A 16,102-nucleotide genomic window follows, 5' to 3' on the forward strand; every position below is an offset into this window, starting at 1 on the left:
ACGGCCCCGAAGAGCGACTGCTGTTGCCGCAACAGTGCGTGGCGGCGCTGGGCCAATGGCAGGTCGGCGGTCAGTCCGGCGAAGACCGTGGGCGTGTTGTCGAAGGGCGCGTCGTCCTCGGCGGCAGTGAGTATGGAGGCCGGCGGCAAGGCGAAAAACCCCTGGTTGCGCTGTTGCCGGTCGACCTGATCGGCCGCTTCCAGCGCTTTGTGTCCATGCTCGGTGAGGTCTCTGCCGTGGGTGTATTTCAATCTGGCCTGCTTTTCTTTGAGGCGATGTTCCAGCAGGTGCGTCACGCCGGCTTGCAAGGGCTCGTCGACTTCGCGGTAGTCGATCAGGTTGTCGCGTGTGATTGCGGCCACGCCGGGGAACAGCGTGGGGTGATCGAGCAACCACTGCTCCATGCTGACGCGACTGTTGAACAGGCTCAGCGCGGGTACTTCAGCGGGCAGGTATAACAGCTGGAGGACGATCTCTGCATCCAGGGTGATGACCAGCGCACCGGGTATCTCTGCATCGGCCAGCCCTGTGCGTTTGAGCAGCAGTTGCTCGGTATAGATCTTTTGACCGTCGAGCTGCAACGCGCCGCTCGGAGGGTCGAGGACCGTCAGCAACGGCTTCAATTGATCAGCCGTGATGGCCCCCGACGCGCAGGCCAACTGAGCGGCGGCCTGCAGATGGCTGCTGTACTGCGCGACTGCGTGATCGCGGCGCGAGACCGGCGTGCCGGGTGCGCGCGTGAACCACCAGTAGCGGACCCAGGCCGTTCGCAGGGCCTGCTGCACATTGAGCTGGGTAAAGGGTTTAACCAACTCGAGCGGTTGCGCCGCGTATTGGGTTTTCCCCTCCGGCAGGCCGACCACCCGGCAGTGCTGGTAGAGCGAGGCGGGGACGGTGATTTGATGAACAAAGGCGCAGGCCTGGGTGAGCGTGACGTAACGCGCCGGCTGGTCGGCGGTAGCCGCAAAATGCAACTGCACGCTGTCGCCGTCCAGGCCCAGTTGCTCGTGGATGAACGCTTTGAGTGAGGCGTGAACACTGGGGGCATCGGTGGTGAGCCGGAACAGGTGTTCACGGCTGGCGTTCCAGCGGGCCGTGGCTTCCAGCAACAGACTTTCATTCACGGGACGAACCTGCGCGTGGGAAAGCGGCAGGAAATCGCGCACAGCAAGGGGGGAGAGCGGGTTGGGTGTAGCGGTCATGGGACGGCACTCGAAAAAATAGGGGCAGAGCGGTGCTTTACCGGTCGGAGCCCTATTTAAAGGTGAGGAACCAGGCGCGCAGGGATAGATAGTTAGTGGCCGACCGTTGAGCGGCATTCATCAAACTGTCACGCAACTGTGGCAGCGCGCTTGAACAAACTTCATCAGACTCGCGCTCTACTGGGGTTCTGCGTTTCGGTGTTTTTCATGCGCGTGTTGCTGTTATTGGCCGCTCTACTGTTCGGCCTGCCGTCTTTTGCGGCTTCTCGATGTGATGTCAATGTCCCGACCCAAACGGTCGACCTGGCTCAGGTGAGCATCGCTTACCAGAGTATCGGCCGTGCGTCCGATCCCGCCTTGCTGCTGGTGATGGGCCTGGGCGGGCAACTGATCCACTGGCCGGATGAGGTGGTTGTTGCGCTGTGCCAGCAAGGTTTCCGGGTGATCCGCTACGACAACCGCGACGTTGGTCTGTCCACCTGGCGCCAGGCCCCGGCCAGCGCCAACCTGACCTTTGAAGTGCTGCGCTACAAACTCGGCCTGCCGGTGGCGGCGCCGTACACGCTGACCGACATGGCCGATGACGCCCTGGGCTTGATGGATGCGTTGCAGGTCCAGCAATTCCACGTCCTCGGGGCGAGCATGGGCGGCATGATTGCCCAGCACCTGGCCGCGATGGCGCCGCAGCGGGTGGAAAGCCTGACGCTGATCATGACCAGCTCCGGCGCCGAAGGCCTGCCGGCGCCGAATGCGGCGCTGGTGCAATTATTGTCGCGGCGCAGCGCCCCCAATCGTGAAGTGGCCCTGGAGCAACAGGCCGATTTGCTGGCCGCGCTGGGCAGCCCGAACGTCAAGGATGATCGTCAGGTGTTGCTACACCAGGCGGCGCTGTCCTACGACCGCGCATTCAACCCCGACGGCGTGAAGCGCCAGATCATGGCGATCCTCGCCGAACCGAGCCGTGTGCCGTTGCTCAACCAATTGCGTGTGCCGACCCTGGTGGTGCATGGCACGGCTGACCCGTTGTTGCCGGTGATGCATGGCGTACACCTGGCCGCGCATATCCAGGGCAGCCAGTTGAAGCTGATTCCCGGCCTGGCCCATCGTTTCCAGGAAGCGTTCAAGGCGCCATTGCTGGCGGCGGTGTTGCCGTACTTGCAAGCCCATCGCGAAGACGCCGCCCATTGGGCGCAGATTGAGCCCCAGGTCTCGGCGAAGGTGTTGTGACATTGGTGTATCGTGCAACCTTTGCGGCGCATTAATGCCAGCGAGGTTGCCTACCATGAGTACTGCCCTGAAAATCGATTTCGTCAGCGACGTGTCCTGCCCCTGGTGCGTCATCGGCCTGCGCGGCCTGACCGAAGCCCTCGACCAGCTCGGCAGCGAGGTGCAGGCCGAGATCCATTTCCAGCCGTTCGAACTGAACCCGAACATGCCCGCCGAAGGCCAGAACATCGTCGAGCACATCACCGAGAAATACGGCTCCACGGCCGAAGAGTCCCAGGCCAACCGTGCGCGTATCCGCGACATGGGCGCCGAGTTGGGCTTTGCGTTCCGCACCGACGGCCAGAGCCGTATCTACAACACCTTCGATGCCCATCGCCTGCTGCATTGGGCCGGGTTGGAAGGCTTGCAGTACAACCTCAAGGAAGCGCTGTTCAAGGCCTACTTCAGCGATGGCCAGGACCCGTCCGATCACGCGACCCTGGTGCGCATCGCCGAGAGCGTCGGCCTGGACCCGCAGCGCGCCGCCGCGATTCTCGCCGCCGATGAATACGCCGCCGATGTGCGCGAGCAGGAACAGCTGTGGGTGTCCCGTGGCGTGAGTTCGGTGCCGACCATCGTGTTCAACGGCCAGTACGCCGTCAGCGGTGGCCAGCCGGTCGAAGCGTTTGTCGGGGCGATTCGCCAGATCATCCGCGAATCCCAATCCTGACGCTGTTCCCGTGTGGGAGGGGGCTTGCCCCCGATAGCGGTGGATCAGTCATGCATGTTTTGGCTGACACACTGCTATCGGGAGCAAACCCCCTCCCACATGGGGGGCTCATTGTCCTCAAGAGAGTCCCTGGCCCGTCCCTTGCATTGACCCCCTAAAGCCCATCCGCGATCCGGCTGGGTGCTGCCATTAGGGGTGAAACACTACCTTGAATATTCTTGACCTCGACCACAGCCTTACGGGTCAGGCGCCGATTGCCCGGCGTTTGGCCAGTGGTCATGCCACCCGTCTGGACTTGTTGGACCTGGGCCCGAAACTGCGCCTGTGGTCCACCGAAAAAACCTGGAAGCGCTTCACCGAACGCCTGGCGGCACGGCCCCGGCCCACGGATGCGCGGCCGGAAATCCTGTTTGTCGGCTCCGGCGATTATCACCACCTGACGCCGGCATTTCTCGCCGACCTGAAAGAACCCATCAGCCTGATCCACTTCGACAACCACCCCGACTGGGTCCGCTTTGCGCCCAAGCGCCACTGCGGTTCGTGGGTCAACCGCGCGCTGAAGATGCCGGCGGTCAAGCGCATCGTCACCCTTGGCCCGTGCAGCGATGACCTGCATAACCCACAGCTGCGCGGCGGCAACCTCGGCGCCCTCAAGCGCGGGCAATTGCAGCTGTTCCCATGGCAGCACCCGCCTTCGAAAGTCTGGGGTCGGGTCGGCGATGGCGCCGGCCACCAGCAGCAGGAAAACTACCTGCACTGGCGCAATCTGGCGGAGCTGGACTGGGCCGCATTCCTTGAGCAAATGATTGCCAGCCTGCCCACCGAAGCCATCTGGATCACCCTCGACAAAGACGTGCTGGCCAGCGAAGACGCGGCCACCAACTGGGACCAGGGTGGCATGCGCCTGAGCCATCTGCTCCAGGCTCTGCGGGCCCTGGCGGCGCGCAAGCGGATCATTGGTATCGACGTGTGCGGCGAGTTCGCCAAGCCCGTGTTCAGTAACGCCTTCAAGCGTTGGGAGGCCAAGTCCGACCAGCCGCCGGCCGAGCGCTGGAGCGCCGAGGACTTGCAGCGCAATGCGGCGACCAACGAAGCCCTGATCAACCTGTTTGAGGAGCTGTTTCCGTGACTTTGACCGTGGTGTTGCTGGTGGCCTTTTCCATCGTGCTCGATGTGGTCGGCCAGCTGTTTTTCAAGATGGGCCTGGACCGTTTGCCGGAGTTGGAGGGCGGCTTTCGCCTGAACGCCTTCTGGGGCCAGGTGTTCAACGCACCGTTGTTGTGGGCGGGGCTCGGGGCCTATGCCATTGAGTTTTTCGTCTGGCTTGAAGCCTTGTCCCGCGCGCCGCTGAGCCTGTTGTTTCCGTCGGCGGCGCTGGCTTATTGCGGGGTGGTGCTGGCGGGTAAGGTCGTGCTGGGGGAAACCGTCAGCCGCAGGCGTTGGATGGCCACGCTGGTGATTACCTTCGGCGTGATGTTAGTAGCGATTGGAGGGGGTCAGGCATGAGTACGCAAAATATCGACCGGGGCTGGTTGCACGAACGTCTTGGCACCGTGGTGTTGTGGGCCTTGCTGATCTGCACCGAGAGCGCCGGGCAGCTGTTTACCAAAGTCGCCGGTGACCAACTGGGGCAGATGAATTTCAACTGGCTGTGGTTGTCCGAAGTGGCGCGCAACCCTGGGATTCTGGCGGCGATTGCCAGTTACATCGGCGCGTTCTTCGTGTGGATGCTGATCCTGCGGCGCAGCAGCCTGTCCCTGGCGTTTCCGCTTAGTTCGCTGGTGTTTGTGGTGGTGTTGCTCGGTTCGTGGCTGGGGCTGGGGGAACACATCAGCCTGCTGCACTGGGTGGGCGTTGGGGTGATTATCGTCGGGATCGGGTTGTTGGCCGAAGGCGAAGAAAGCTGAAAGTATCGCGATGAAATACTGGCCCGCTCCCTAATGCCGGTCAGTTAAGCGATAGAGCGGGCAACCGGTAACCCGTGGCGAGGGAGCTTGCTCCCGCTGGACTGCGTAGCAGTCCCTTCTGTTGGGGCCGCTTCGCGTCCCAGCGGGAGCAAGCTCCCTCGCCACAGTGACAGTGTTCTTCCTTAACTGACTGGCGCTAGGCACGCTCCCAGATTTTTGAGCGATGTGCAATCAATCGAACTTGTAGCTGATCGCCGTCTGCACCTGGCCCTGGTTCACTTCGCCGGTCTGCTTGACGATGCTGCTGTCCGCTGCCGAACCCACCAGGTGTACCCAACTGGCACTGGTCAACAGCGACCAGTTCGCCGCCAGGGGAAATTCGAAGCTCTGCGTTAACGTCAGGTTCTGGAAACCGCCGCTGGCGTTGTAGGGCCGGAAGCCCGAGGCGGCGGCTTCGCTATCGCTCACGCCGAAAAACGTGTTGGTCTGGCGTGCGTCGGCAAAATGCGCCATCAGGCCGCTGCTGCCAATGATCCCGCCACCCAGCGGATAGCCCAACTCGCCGCCGACCTTGCCAAGCACGCCGCCTTGGCCCTGAGCGCCACCCACGGCGCGGCCCAGTTGGGCATAGACCCGCCAGAAGTCGGCCGGCGCGTACTGCACGAACCCGCCGACCTCGGCCATGCTCGACACTTCGCGCAACCCCGACAGCGCGCCGTTGGCCGTGCGGCCCGAGAGGTAGTTGATGTACGGGCCGGCGCTGAAACCGTTGGTTTTCAGCGCGCTCCAGGTCAGGCCGTCATCGGTGCCGAGGCTGACGTTGCCCCAGTCCAGGTCGAGGTACGGAATGGCCGCGGTTTCATAGCGGGTGCCGGTGGGTTCCTTGGGCTGGTAGCTGACACCCGCACCTGCTTCGCCGGTGATGCCGTCGGCCTGCGCGGCTTGTGAAACGCTCCCCAGCCCCAGTAATCCGGCGAATACAGCGCAGGTGATCCTGAACATGGTCACAGTTCCTTGATTGACTATGCGCGCATGAACGCGCAAAGCGCGGCGTTGGCGCAAGCACTCATCTTGTTTGTAGCAAGCTACAAAAAATGTAGCTCCCACGACACAAAACCGCCTGACATCCGCGCGAAGCCCCAGCCCCATTGGGCGTTGGCCAGTTGGCACAGTCCCTGCTCTAGCACCTTTTGCAAGCGCACACAGCGCGCTCCTCCAAGGCCCTTCACCTAAAGGAAAGGCAGATGATCCACTGGCATATCGTGTGTGACTTCGACGGGACCATTACCCCTACCGATGTCATCGACAACGTCCTCCAACGCTTCGCTGGCCCCGAGTGGGAAACCATCGAGCAGGAATGGCTGGACGGGCATATCGGTTCACGCGAATGCCTGAGCCGCCAACTGGCGCTGATCAAGGCCACACCCGCAGAACTGCTGGCATATTTCGACAGCGTCGAAATCGACCCGGACTTCCCCGATTTCGTCGATCACGTCATCGGCCTGGGGGCGTCCATCGAAGTGGTCAGCGACGGTATCGAGCAAGGCATCGCGCGGATTCTGTCGCGCAATTACGTGAGCCTGCTGCCGATCCTCGCCAACCGCCTGCGCCAGGTCGACCAGAACAGCTGGCGCATTGATTTCCCGTATGCCAGCGATGCCTGCCGCGCCGCTTCCGGCAACTGCAAATGCAAATCCACCCCGCGCAACAAGCGCGTGCTGGTGATCGGCGACGGTAAGTCCGACATGTGCGTGGCCTCCACCGCCGACTTCGTTTTCGCCAAGGGCAGCCTTGCCCAGTACTGCGAGACCAACAACATTGCGTATGCGCGCTTCGACACCTTCGCCGAAGTGAGCGCATTGCTGGCCAAGCTGCCACAGGGCATCGCTGCCAACGCCACCACCTTTGCTGCTACTGACCTCTCTATTGAAAATCAGGAACTCTTCCACCATGTCTGATATCCGAATCGCGAGCGCCGAAGACCAGATTCTTCTGGATAAAGAAGCCAAATACTGCTCTTACGGCGACACCGTTCACTACATCGAACCGCCGCGTATTTTCAGCCGCTGCGAAGGTTCCTACGTGTGGGACACCGAAGACCAGGCCTACCTCGACCTGCAAATGTGGTACTCGGCGGTCAACTTCGGCTATGCCAACCCGCGCTTGAACAATGCGCTGAAACAGCAGATCGACACCCTGCCGCAAATCGCCAGCCAGTACCTGCACAAAGGCAAGATTGAGCTGTCGGAAATGATCGCGGTCGACGCCAAGAAGAAATTCGGCCTCGACGGTCGCGTTCACTTCAACGTCGGCGGTTCGCAGTCCATCGAAGACTCCCTGAAAGTGGTGCGTAACGCTACCAACGGCAAGAGCCTGATGTTCGCCTTCGAAGGCGGCTACCACGGGCGCACCCTCGGCGCCTCGTCGATCACCTCCAGCTACCGCTACCGTCGCCGCTACGGCCACTTCGGCGAGCGTGCGCAGTTCATCCCGTTCCCGTACCACTTCCGCGGCCCTAAAGGCATGACCAAGGAAGAATACGGCAGCCACTGCGTGCAGCAATTCGCGCGCCTGTTCGAGACTGAATACAACGGCGTGTGGGACCCGAAAGTCGGCCAGAGTGAATACGCCGCGTTCTACGTCGAGCCGATCCAGGGTACCGGCGGTTACGTGATCCCACCGCTGAACTTCTACCGCGAGCTCAAGCAGGTGCTGGATCAGCACGGCATCCTGATGGTGTCCGACGAAATCCAGATGGGCTTCTATCGCACCGGCAAGTTGTGGTCGATCGAGCACTTCGACGTACAACCCGACGTGATCGTGTTCGGCAAGGCGCTGACCAACGGCCTCAACCCGCTGGGCGGCATCTGGGCCCGTGAAGAACTGATCAACCCGAAGATCTTCCCACCAGGCTCGACCCACTCCACCTTCGCCTCCAACCCGTTGGGTACGGCGGTAGGCTTGGAAATGTTCAAAATGACCAGCGAAGTCGACTACGGCGCAATGGTCATGGCCAAGGGCAAGTTCTTCCTGGAAGGCCTGCAGGACCTGCAAAAACGCTTCCCGATCATCGGCGACGTCGATGGCCTGGGTCTGGCCCTGCGCTGCGAAATCTGCGGCCCGGATGGTTTCACGCCAGACAAGGCGACCCTGGACTACATGGTCGAAGAAGGCATGAAGGGCGACATGGTCGTGGACGGCCGCAAGCTCGGCCTGATCCTCGACGTGGGCGGCTACTACAAGAACGTGATCACCCTGGCGCCGTCCCTGGAAATCAGCTACCCGGAAATCGAGCTGGGCCTGAAGCTGCTCGAGCAACTGCTGGTGCGAGCGACTAAACGGTGAGCAACGTCGGGATCGACCTCGGTGAGGGTGATGCCGGCTTCGTTCTCGGTGAAGGGCCGGTCGGCATCCTGTTGATCCATGGACTGACAGGCACGCCGACGGAACTGCGCCAGGTCGCCAAGGGCCTGGCCAAGGTGGGTAATTGCACGGTGTACGTGCCCACCCTGGCCGGGCACTGCGGCGACAACAGCGACCTGCAGGCCACCGGCTGGCTGGACTGGTACGAAGGGGTGCGTCAAACCTTCGCCCAGGTCCGCCTGCGTCATGAACAGGTGTTTGTCGGCGGTTTGTCGATGGGCGCGGTGATGTCGATGTACCTGGCCTCGGAACATCCGGGCCAGGTTGCCGGGCTGCTGATGTATTCGACCACCTTGAAGTACGACGGCTGGAGCATCAACAAGCTGGCGTTCCTCACGCCGTTGTTGATGAAAATCCCGTTCGGCGTGCATATCTGTCGCTTCGAAGAGAAGCCGCCTTACGGCATCAAGAACGAACGCCTGCGGGCGATCGTCGAGCGGCAGATGAAGGAAGGGCAGAGCAGCGAGGCCGGTCTGTTGACCATGGAAGGCATCACCGTGCGCGAGTTGCACCGGATGAACGCCGTGGTCAAGAAACGCATGCCGCAGGTGAAGGTGCCGGCGCTGGTACTGCATTCGATCGAGGACGACATCACCAGTCGCTGGAACGCCGATTACGTGGAACGTCACCTCGGCGGGCCGGTGACCAAGGTCCTGCTGGACAACTGCTACCACATGATCACTGTCGACCTGCAATACCGCCGGGTGATCGAGTTGAGTGCCGAGTTTGTCGAGCTGCACGCCGGTCTTTTCAGATCCAAACAATCTGATGGGGGAGCTGTAGCGCTTAAGCGAGGCGGCGATGCAGGTGTCGCGGTTTATCCGTTACACCGAGGTGATGCCATCACCGCCTCGCAGGGGCTCGAAAGCTCACACATTTGATCGGCGGCTTGCGATAGAAATAAGGGAAACATGTGATTACCACCCAAGCCTTCCCGACCATCCGGGACATTCGGCGCAGTGCCTGGAACGACTGTTTTCCCGGAGCGTTGGAGGACTGGGACTACTACGTCGCCGTGGAAAACGCCGCCATCGACGATTTTCAATGGCGCTACCTGGCGGTATTTGAAGACGGAGCGCTGGTGGCTGTGGCCGCCGCGTTCATCACCCATTACCGCCTCGACACCACGGTGTCGGGCGCCGGCAAGCGCTTGACCGCACGCCTGGAGCGGCTGTGGCCGGGTGTTTTGCAGGTGGGGTTGTATGCCATCGGTTCACCGGTGGCCGAGCGTTGCGACGCCGGGTTTGCCAGTAGCGTGCCTGAGGGGCACCGCCCGCGGTTGCTCAAACACCTGCTGCTGGCGGCGCGCCAGGACGCCGATGAGTTCGGCATCGGCCTGGTGGCGGTCAAGGATGCGCCGACGCAGGACCGGCACTGGGCCGACAGTTGCCGCGCGGCAGGCTTTCAAAGCATGCCGAGTTTGCCCACGGGCGTATTGCCGCTGCCTTACGGCTCGGTGGACGCCTACCTGGGCTCGCTGGGCAAATCCACACGCAAGGACTTGCGTCGTAAACTGCGTGCGCCGGGCCCACGGGTGGAGTGGCGGCGCAACATCGACGATGTGCTGCCCGAGGTCATGCGCCTGTATGAATCCACGTTGACCCGTGCCGAACTGCAGTTCGAACGCCTGCCCGCCAGCTACTTCACCGGCGTACTTGAACGCCTTGAACAGCGCGCGGTCTGTGCTCTTTACTGGGTGGACGAGCACTTGGTGGCGTTCAACCTGATGCTGGTGGACGAGCATCGGCTGGTCGACAAGTTCTTCGGGCACGACGTGGAGTTTACCCGTGACTACAACCTCTACTTCCGCAGTTGGTTGACCAATGTCGACTACTGTATCCAACACAATATTGCGCTGTATGAGTGCGGACAGGCCGGGTATGCCAGTAAGCTGCGGCTGGGGTGCGAGTTTGAGGGCAACAGCCTGTTCTTCCGCCACCGTAACCGGCTGCTCAACGGCCTGCTCAGACTCGCGAAAATGTTTCTTCGACCGGATCGTTCCGACCCTGCCATGGCTGCTGTGATAAGCGAAACCTGATGATCACCAAGACCCGCCAAAAAGCCCGCCCCTTTGCCATTTCGCGCTGGAGCGTCCAGCGCAAGCTGGTGCTGGCGTTCTGGCTGGTCAGTGTGATTCCGACCATGATCGCGGCCGAGCTGGCCGCCACCACGTTGTCGCAGATTTTCGACAGCAACGTGCGTATCTGGCTGCAGGAGTCGACCAAGATCGTCAAGGACGAGATCGGTGACATCCGGCATGACAACGCGCGTGTCGCGCAATTGTTCCTGCGCTACACCGGCCCGGCCTCCAGTCGGCAGGCGGCCAGACACGACAGGCTCACCGCCGATATCGCCCAAGCCACGGATATCGATGTGGTGGCCCTGATTCGCAGCCGTGACCACAAAGTGGTGTTCAGCACCGCGCCCGATGACATCGTCAAGCAGATCAGCCTGACCAGCAACGCCGTGTTGCAGACCGTCCAACTGGCGGGGGTGAGCACCGGTATCGTGGTCTCGACCTTTGAGACCAGCCAGGATGGCGTTGACTACGTGCTACTGGTGGCCACCTACCTGGACAGCAGCTTCCTCACCAGCGTGGCCGATGTGCATTCCCTCGACCTGCGCCTGTACCTGGCCAACCCCGGTGGTTTCGCGGAAATTTTCGCGACCCAGCGCTTCAAGGATCACCCCTCGCACATCCCGAAAAACGTCGAAACCGCGATGCGCAGCACCAAGCAGCCCAGCGAACAGTTCACCGACAACTACAGCGGTTTGTACTGGCCGATCTTCAATGATAGCGGCGAGCTGCAAGGCGTGATCTTCAGCGGCCTGCTGCGCCATACCAGCCTGGTGGGGCTGGTGAACCAGAGCAACCTGTTCGTGCTGATTTTCCTGCTCAGCTCGGCACTGTCCCTGGCGGCGGGGCTGCTGGTGTCGCGGCGCTTGACCCAGCCGTTGCGCGATCTGTCCCAGGGCGTGAGCGCGGTGATCTCGGGCAATTATGCGCACCGTGTGGTGGTCAGCGGCGGCGATGAGTTGGCGCAATTGAGCAGCACCTTCAACCATATGACCGAGCGGCTGGGCGAGTTGCATCACCTCGAAGCCCAACTGCGCCGGCGCGACCGCCTGCACGCCCTGGGTGAAGTCGCCATGGGCCTGGCCCACGAAATCCGTAACCCGCTGGGCATCATCAAGACCGCCACCCAACTGCTGCACCGTCGCGCCGACTTACCGGAAGCCGACAAGCGCCACCTGGAATACGTGATCAGCGAAGTCAGCCGGATCAACGACCTGATCACCGAGTTTCTCGACTTCGCCAAACCCAACCCGCCGTTGCGCGTGTTGCTGCCGGCTCGCGCGCTGGTGGACGAAATTCTGGGTTTCTGCGGCCCCGAGCTGGCCAGCCACAACATCGATGCGCACATCGACGACCAGGCGCCCGGCGCGACCATCTACGCCGATGCCAAGCAACTCAAGCAGGCCTGCCTTAACCTGATTCTCAACGCCATCGATGCCATGCCTGAAGGCGGCCGCCTGACCCTGGGCATTCGTTCGGAGGGCGGCAATACGGTCATCAGCATCGCCGACACCGGCCAGGGTATTGCGGCGGATATGATCGAGCGCATCTTCACGCCGTTCGTCACCACCAAGGCCTCCGGCACCGGCCTGGGCCTGGCCAAAGTCTATTCGATCATGGAAAGTCACGACGGCAGCATCGAATGTGCCAGCGAGAATGATGCCGGCGCCACGTTCAGCCTGTACATTCCGGCGATTGGCGAAGACGATGAGGATAGTCATGACGCATAACATATTGGTGGTCGACGACGAGCCCAAGCTCTGTGACCTGCTGTCGTCGGCCCTCAGCCAGAACGGCATCCAGGTATTCACTGCGGGGAACGGCCTGCATGCGCTCAAAGTGCTGGAGCAGGAAGACATCGACCTGGTGATCAGTGACTGGCGCATGCCGGGCATGGACGGGCCGGCGCTGCTGGCCGAGATCAAGGTGCGCTGTCCCCAGGTGCCGGTGATCGTGATGACCGCCTACAGCACGGTGAAAAACGCGGTGCAGTCGATGCGTAACGGCGCCTATGACTACATCGCCAAGCCGTTCGATATCGACGAGCTGGACATCACCGTGGCCAAGGCCCTGCAGTTTCGCGACATCCTGCGCGACAACGCACGCATGCGCGCCGAGCTGGATGAGCAGGCGCAGTTCGACAGCCTGGTGGGCGACAGCCCGGCGTTTCGCAAGGTGTTGCAGGCGGTGGATTCGGTGCGCGACAGCAGTGCAACGATCCTGCTGACCGGCGAAAGCGGCACCGGCAAGGAAATGGTCGCCCGCGCCATCCACAAGCACGGCAGCCGGGCCGACAAGCCATTCGTGGCAGTCAATTGCGCGGCGATCCCCGAAGGGCTGCTCGAAAGCGAAATGTTCGGCCATCGCAAGGGCGCCTTCACCGGCGCCGTGGCCGACCGGGTCGGGCGCTTTATGCAGGCCGACAAGGGCACGCTGTTTCTCGACGAAGTGGGTGACATGCCGCTGGCGCTGCAGGCCAAGATTCTGCGCGCCTTGCAGGAGCGGGTGATCGAACCGGTGGGCGACCCCCGCGAGCGCAAGGTGGACGTGCGGGTGATCGCCGCCACCAACAAGAACCTGCTGGACGCGGTGGCCAACAAGGAATTTCGCGAGGACTTGTATTACCGCCTCAACGTGTTCCCGATTCCGCTGCCGCCCTTGCGCGAGCGCGTGGAAGACATCGCGCCCCTGGCCCGGCACTTCGCCCAGACCCTCAGCGCCACCGCCGGCAAACGCATCACCGGTTTCAGCCCCGAGGCCTTGCAGGCCATGGTGGCGTATCACTGGCCGGGTAATATCCGCGAGCTGCAGAATTGCGTGGAGCGCGCGACCATCGTGGCGTCGTCGCCTGTGATCGAAGATATCGACCTGCCGGGTTATCTGTTCGCGTCGAAGCCCTGCGAGGGCAGTGTGACGGCGATCCTCAGCAACGGGCCGGGCATTCCCCAGGACCTGGATGCGGCGCTGGCAGAGGTGGAGAAAGCCTACATCCAGGCGGCGTTGCTGGAGAGCAATGGCGTACAGGCGGCCGCAGCGGCGAAGATCGGGATTTCCGAGCGCAGCTTCTGGTATCGCCTGAAAAAGCTGGGGATTCAGATCGACAAAATAGTCCGCTGAGTTGCCTGGCACAGCACTGTTCTAAATGTGGGAGGGGGCTTGCCCCCGATAGCAGTGGGTCTGACAGCCTATTTGTATCTGATCCACCGCCATCGGGGGCAAGCCCCCTCCCACATTTGGATTGTGGTGTGTCAACTGTGGAGGCGTACCCAGACGCTGACCAGAACAGTCGCTGCCATCAACCACGCGACCGCTGCTACGGCTAGAGAGGCCTCAAGGCGCATGCGGTCGACCAGCACGTAGAGCGTCGCCAGGTACACAAAGTACGGAATGATCGACCACATCCCGAACAGGATGGTGGTCTTCAAATCGTCCACCGAGCGGCCCTTGCCGACGATGTAATGGGCGATCAGTGCAAAGGTCGGAAACAACGGCACCAGCCCGGCGATGTAGTAATTCCGGGTCTTGGCCAACGCGGCCAATATCAACACCACCGCCGCGCCCAGGGCGGCCTTCAATACCAGATCCACGCGCAGCTCCCTAGTGGCTTAAACCGTATTTCTTGACCTTGTCGAACAGGGTGGTCTTGGCCATTCCCAGTTCCTGGCTGGCCTGTGTCAGGTTGCCGCCGCTGCGTTGCAGGGCGTCGTTGAGCAGGTTGCGTTCGAAGGCTTCCACCGCCTCGGTGAAGGCCACGCCCTGGCTACCGCTGCTGGCGCCGCTTTTCTTGAAGGCCGGCAGGCCTAGGGCGAAGCGTTCGGCGACGTTGCGCAGTTCACGCACGTTGCCCGGCCAGTCGTGGCTCATCAGGTTGGACAAGGTCTGGTTGTCGAGGTCCGGCACGCTGCGGTCGAAGCGCAGGGATGACTGCTGCAGGAAGTGTTCGAACAGTTGCAGGATGTCTTCGCGGCGCTCGCGCAGGGGCGGCAGTTCCAGGGTCACGACGTTGAGGCGGTAGTACAGGTCGCTGCGGAACTGGCTGGCACGGCTTAATTCGTCGAGGTCGGACTTGGTGGCGGCGATCACCCGGCAATCCACCGCCACGCTCTGGTTCGAGCCCAGGCGTTCCAGGGTGCGCTCCTGCAACACGCGCAGCAGCTTGATCTGCAGGTTGATCGGCATGCTTTCCACTTCATCGAGAAACAGCGTGCCTTCGTGGGCGTGCTCGATCTTGCCGATCCGCCGTTTGCCGGCGCCGGTAAAGGCGTTGGCTTCGTGGCCGAAAATCTCGCTTTCGAACAGGTTCTCCGGCAAGCCGCCGCAGTTCAGTGCGACGAACGGGTGGTCGTGGCGTCGGCTGAAATCATGCAGGCAACGCGCGACCAGTTCCTTGCCGGTGCCGGTCTCGCCTTCGATTAGCACGTTGGCCGAAGTATCGGCGACGTTGGTGATCAAATCGCGCAAGTTCTGCATCGCTGGCGAGCGGCCGATGATGCGCCCTTCCAGGGAGTCGCGCTCGGCCAACTGGCGGCGCAGCGACCAGACTTCCCGCGCCAGCCCGCGTTGTTCCAGGGCGCGGCGCGCCACTTCGACCAGGCGTTCGGGGGAGAAGGGTTTCTCCATGAAGTCATAGGCGCCGTTGCGCATGGCGCCGACCGCCATGGAAATATCGCCGTGCCCGGTAATCAATACCACCGGCAGGCTTTTATCCAGGGTCTTGAGGCGGGTGAGCAGTTCCAGGCCGTCGATACCCGGCAGGCGGATATCGCTGATGACGATACCGGCAAAGTTCTCGCCGATGCGGTTGAGTGCCTCTTCGGCGCTGCCCACGCCGACGCTGGGGATGTCTTCCAGTGCCAGGGCCTGCTGGCAGCCGAGCAGCACATGGGGGTCGTCTTCGACGATCAGGACGGTGAGGTCAGTGTTTTTTTCTACGTTCATGACGACTCAGCTTTTTGAGCGCCCACCAGTGGCAGGCTCAGGACAAAGGCAGTACCACCGCCGACGGGGTGCTCCACGGCGAGGTTGCCGCCGGTGGCTGCGGCCAGGCTGGCGGACAACGTGAGGCCAAGGCCCAGGCCTTGTTCGCCGGGTTTGGTGGTGAAGAACGGTTCGAATAGATGCTTGCGCGCCTCGGGGTCGATGCCATGGCCATTGTCGCGCACCTGCAGGCGGTACTTGCCATCGGCTTCATGGCCTTCCAGCCACAGCTCGGGCGCCGGTTGTGCTTGCATGGCATCGAGGGCGTTGCCGATCAGGTTGACCAGGATCTGCTCCAGGCGCGTCTGGTCGATCTGCAGTTGGGCCGGGGCAAAGTCGCGGTGCAACGTCAGCGGCAGGCTGTCGAGGCGCGCACCGAGCACTTGGAACGCTGCATCCACGGCCTTGCCCAGGCTGGCTTCGCCCTGGTCGTCGCCGCGTCGCGCGAAGGAGCGCAGGCTGGCGGTGATGCGGCCCATGCGGTCGATCAATTCGTTGATGGTCTTGAGGTTGGCGCTGGCGGTATCCAGCGCACCGCGTTCCAGGAAGCGCACGGTATTGCCGGACAAGGTGCGAAGCG

General features: G+C 62.3%; 16 protein-coding genes. 11 read left to right on the plus strand and 5 right to left on the minus strand.

Annotated features, from left to right (window positions below; translation table 11 throughout):
- Positions 1-1,202: dermonecrotic toxin domain-containing protein (locus L9Z73_RS12355; protein WP_345894162.1), on the minus strand; the 1,202-nt coding region annotated here is incomplete at its 3' end.
- Positions 1,203-1,409: 207 nt separating this feature from the next.
- On the opposite strand from L9Z73_RS12355, the gene L9Z73_RS12360 reads away from it, so the two are divergent.
- From L9Z73_RS12360 to L9Z73_RS12380, 5 genes are all read left to right on the plus strand, one after another.
- Positions 1,410-2,429, plus strand: coding sequence for an alpha/beta fold hydrolase (locus tag L9Z73_RS12360; RefSeq protein ID WP_247401135.1), 1,020 nt, complete (start codon positions 1,410-1,412; stop codon positions 2,427-2,429).
- Positions 2,430-2,484: 55 nt separating this feature from the next.
- A complete protein-coding gene (locus L9Z73_RS12365) occupies positions 2,485-3,138 on the plus strand; it encodes a DsbA family oxidoreductase (protein ID WP_247401049.1) in 654 nt (217 codons plus the stop codon).
- Positions 3,139-3,346: 208 nt separating this feature from the next.
- Positions 3,347-4,267 (plus strand): arginase family protein, encoded by a 921-nt coding sequence (locus L9Z73_RS12370; protein WP_247401051.1) that lies wholly within the window; start codon positions 3,347-3,349, stop codon positions 4,265-4,267.
- Positions 4,264-4,644 carry a transporter gene (locus tag L9Z73_RS12375; protein WP_247401054.1) on the plus strand — a complete coding sequence of 127 codons (381 nt, stop codon included), beginning with the start codon at positions 4,264-4,266 and terminating at the stop codon, positions 4,642-4,644. Before L9Z73_RS12370 ends, L9Z73_RS12375 begins: the two co-directional genes overlap by 4 nt.
- A complete protein-coding gene (locus L9Z73_RS12380) occupies positions 4,641-5,045 on the plus strand; it encodes an EamA family transporter (protein WP_247401057.1) in 405 nt (134 codons plus the stop codon). Before L9Z73_RS12375 ends, L9Z73_RS12380 begins: the two co-directional genes overlap by 4 nt.
- Positions 5,046-5,276: 231 nt before the next feature.
- Here L9Z73_RS12380 and L9Z73_RS12385 read toward each other — a convergent pair whose 3' ends face one another.
- On the minus strand, positions 5,277-6,047 hold the full coding sequence (locus tag L9Z73_RS12385) for a MipA/OmpV family protein (RefSeq protein WP_247401062.1): 771 nt from the start codon (positions 6,045-6,047) through the stop codon (positions 5,277-5,279).
- A gap of 242 nt (positions 6,048-6,289) precedes the next feature.
- Between L9Z73_RS12385 and L9Z73_RS12390 the strand changes: the two genes are divergently transcribed.
- The 6 genes from L9Z73_RS12390 to L9Z73_RS12415 are packed head-to-tail and all read left to right on the plus strand — an operon-like array spanning position 6,290 to position 13,662.
- The gene (locus tag L9Z73_RS12390; protein WP_247401092.1) at positions 6,290-7,003 is read left to right on the plus strand and encodes an MtnX-like HAD-IB family phosphatase; all 714 of its coding nucleotides are present in this window, start codon (positions 6,290-6,292) and stop codon (positions 7,001-7,003) included.
- A complete protein-coding gene (locus L9Z73_RS12395) occupies positions 6,996-8,390 on the plus strand; it encodes an aspartate aminotransferase family protein (RefSeq protein ID WP_247401096.1) in 1,395 nt (464 codons plus the stop codon). Before L9Z73_RS12390 ends, L9Z73_RS12395 begins: the two co-directional genes overlap by 8 nt.
- A complete protein-coding gene (locus L9Z73_RS12400; RefSeq protein WP_247401100.1) occupies positions 8,387-9,349 on the plus strand; it encodes an alpha/beta hydrolase in 963 nt (320 codons plus the stop codon). The genes L9Z73_RS12395 and L9Z73_RS12400 overlap by 4 nt, the downstream gene beginning before the upstream one ends.
- A 32-nt stretch (positions 9,350-9,381) precedes the next feature.
- Entirely contained in the window at positions 9,382-10,506 is a 1,125-nt protein-coding gene (locus tag L9Z73_RS12405) for a GNAT family N-acetyltransferase (RefSeq protein ID WP_247401102.1), read from the plus strand.
- On the plus strand, positions 10,506-12,275 hold the full coding sequence (locus L9Z73_RS12410) for a sensor histidine kinase (RefSeq protein ID WP_247401106.1): 1,770 nt from the start codon (positions 10,506-10,508) through the stop codon (positions 12,273-12,275). Before L9Z73_RS12405 ends, L9Z73_RS12410 begins: the two co-directional genes overlap by 1 nt.
- Entirely contained in the window at positions 12,265-13,662 is a 1,398-nt protein-coding gene (locus L9Z73_RS12415) for a sigma-54-dependent transcriptional regulator (protein ID WP_247401125.1), read from the plus strand. The genes L9Z73_RS12410 and L9Z73_RS12415 overlap by 11 nt, the downstream gene beginning before the upstream one ends.
- Positions 13,663-13,793: 131 nt before the next feature.
- On the opposite strand, the gene L9Z73_RS12420 is transcribed toward L9Z73_RS12415, so the two are convergent.
- The 3 genes from L9Z73_RS12420 to L9Z73_RS12430 form a co-directional block, all read right to left on the minus strand.
- Entirely contained in the window at positions 13,794-14,132 is a 339-nt protein-coding gene (locus tag L9Z73_RS12420) for a GlpM family protein (protein ID WP_247401128.1), read from the minus strand.
- Between the two features lie 10 nt (positions 14,133-14,142).
- Positions 14,143-15,483 (minus strand): sigma-54-dependent transcriptional regulator, encoded by a 1,341-nt coding sequence (locus L9Z73_RS12425; protein WP_282598605.1) that lies wholly within the window; start codon positions 15,481-15,483, stop codon positions 14,143-14,145.
- On the minus strand, positions 15,480-16,102 hold a 623-nt coding region (locus L9Z73_RS12430), incomplete at its 5' end, for a sensor histidine kinase (RefSeq protein WP_247401133.1). The genes L9Z73_RS12430 and L9Z73_RS12425, both read right to left, overlap by 4 nt.

Origin of the sequence: Pseudomonas emilianonis (assembly GCF_023072625.1) — a bacterium.
Taxonomy (GTDB): domain Bacteria; phylum Pseudomonadota; class Gammaproteobacteria; order Pseudomonadales; family Pseudomonadaceae; genus Aquipseudomonas; species Aquipseudomonas paraveronii.

Excerpts from the sequence above, each read along its gene's own strand:
- L9Z73_RS12360 (WP_247401135.1), top strand. The coding sequence starts at position 1,410 with ATGCGCGTGTTGCTGTTATTGGCCGCTCTACTGTTCGGCCTGCCGTCT.
- L9Z73_RS12365 (WP_247401049.1), top strand. The coding sequence starts at position 2,485 with ATGAGTACTGCCCTGAAAATCGATTTCGTCAGCGACGTGTCCTGCCCC.
- L9Z73_RS12380 (WP_247401057.1), top strand. The coding sequence starts at position 4,641 with ATGAGTACGCAAAATATCGACCGGGGCTGGTTGCACGAACGTCTTGGC.
- L9Z73_RS12385 (WP_247401062.1), bottom strand. The coding sequence starts at position 6,047 with ATGTTCAGGATCACCTGCGCTGTATTCGCCGGATTACTGGGGCTGGGG.
- L9Z73_RS12390 (WP_247401092.1), top strand. The coding sequence starts at position 6,290 with ATGATCCACTGGCATATCGTGTGTGACTTCGACGGGACCATTACCCCT.
- L9Z73_RS12395 (WP_247401096.1), top strand. The coding sequence starts at position 6,996 with ATGTCTGATATCCGAATCGCGAGCGCCGAAGACCAGATTCTTCTGGAT.
- L9Z73_RS12410 (WP_247401106.1), top strand. The coding sequence starts at position 10,506 with ATGATCACCAAGACCCGCCAAAAAGCCCGCCCCTTTGCCATTTCGCGC.
- L9Z73_RS12415 (WP_247401125.1), top strand. The coding sequence starts at position 12,265 with ATGACGCATAACATATTGGTGGTCGACGACGAGCCCAAGCTCTGTGAC.
- L9Z73_RS12425 (WP_282598605.1), bottom strand. The coding sequence starts at position 15,483 with ATGAACGTAGAAAAAAACACTGACCTCACCGTCCTGATCGTCGAAGAC.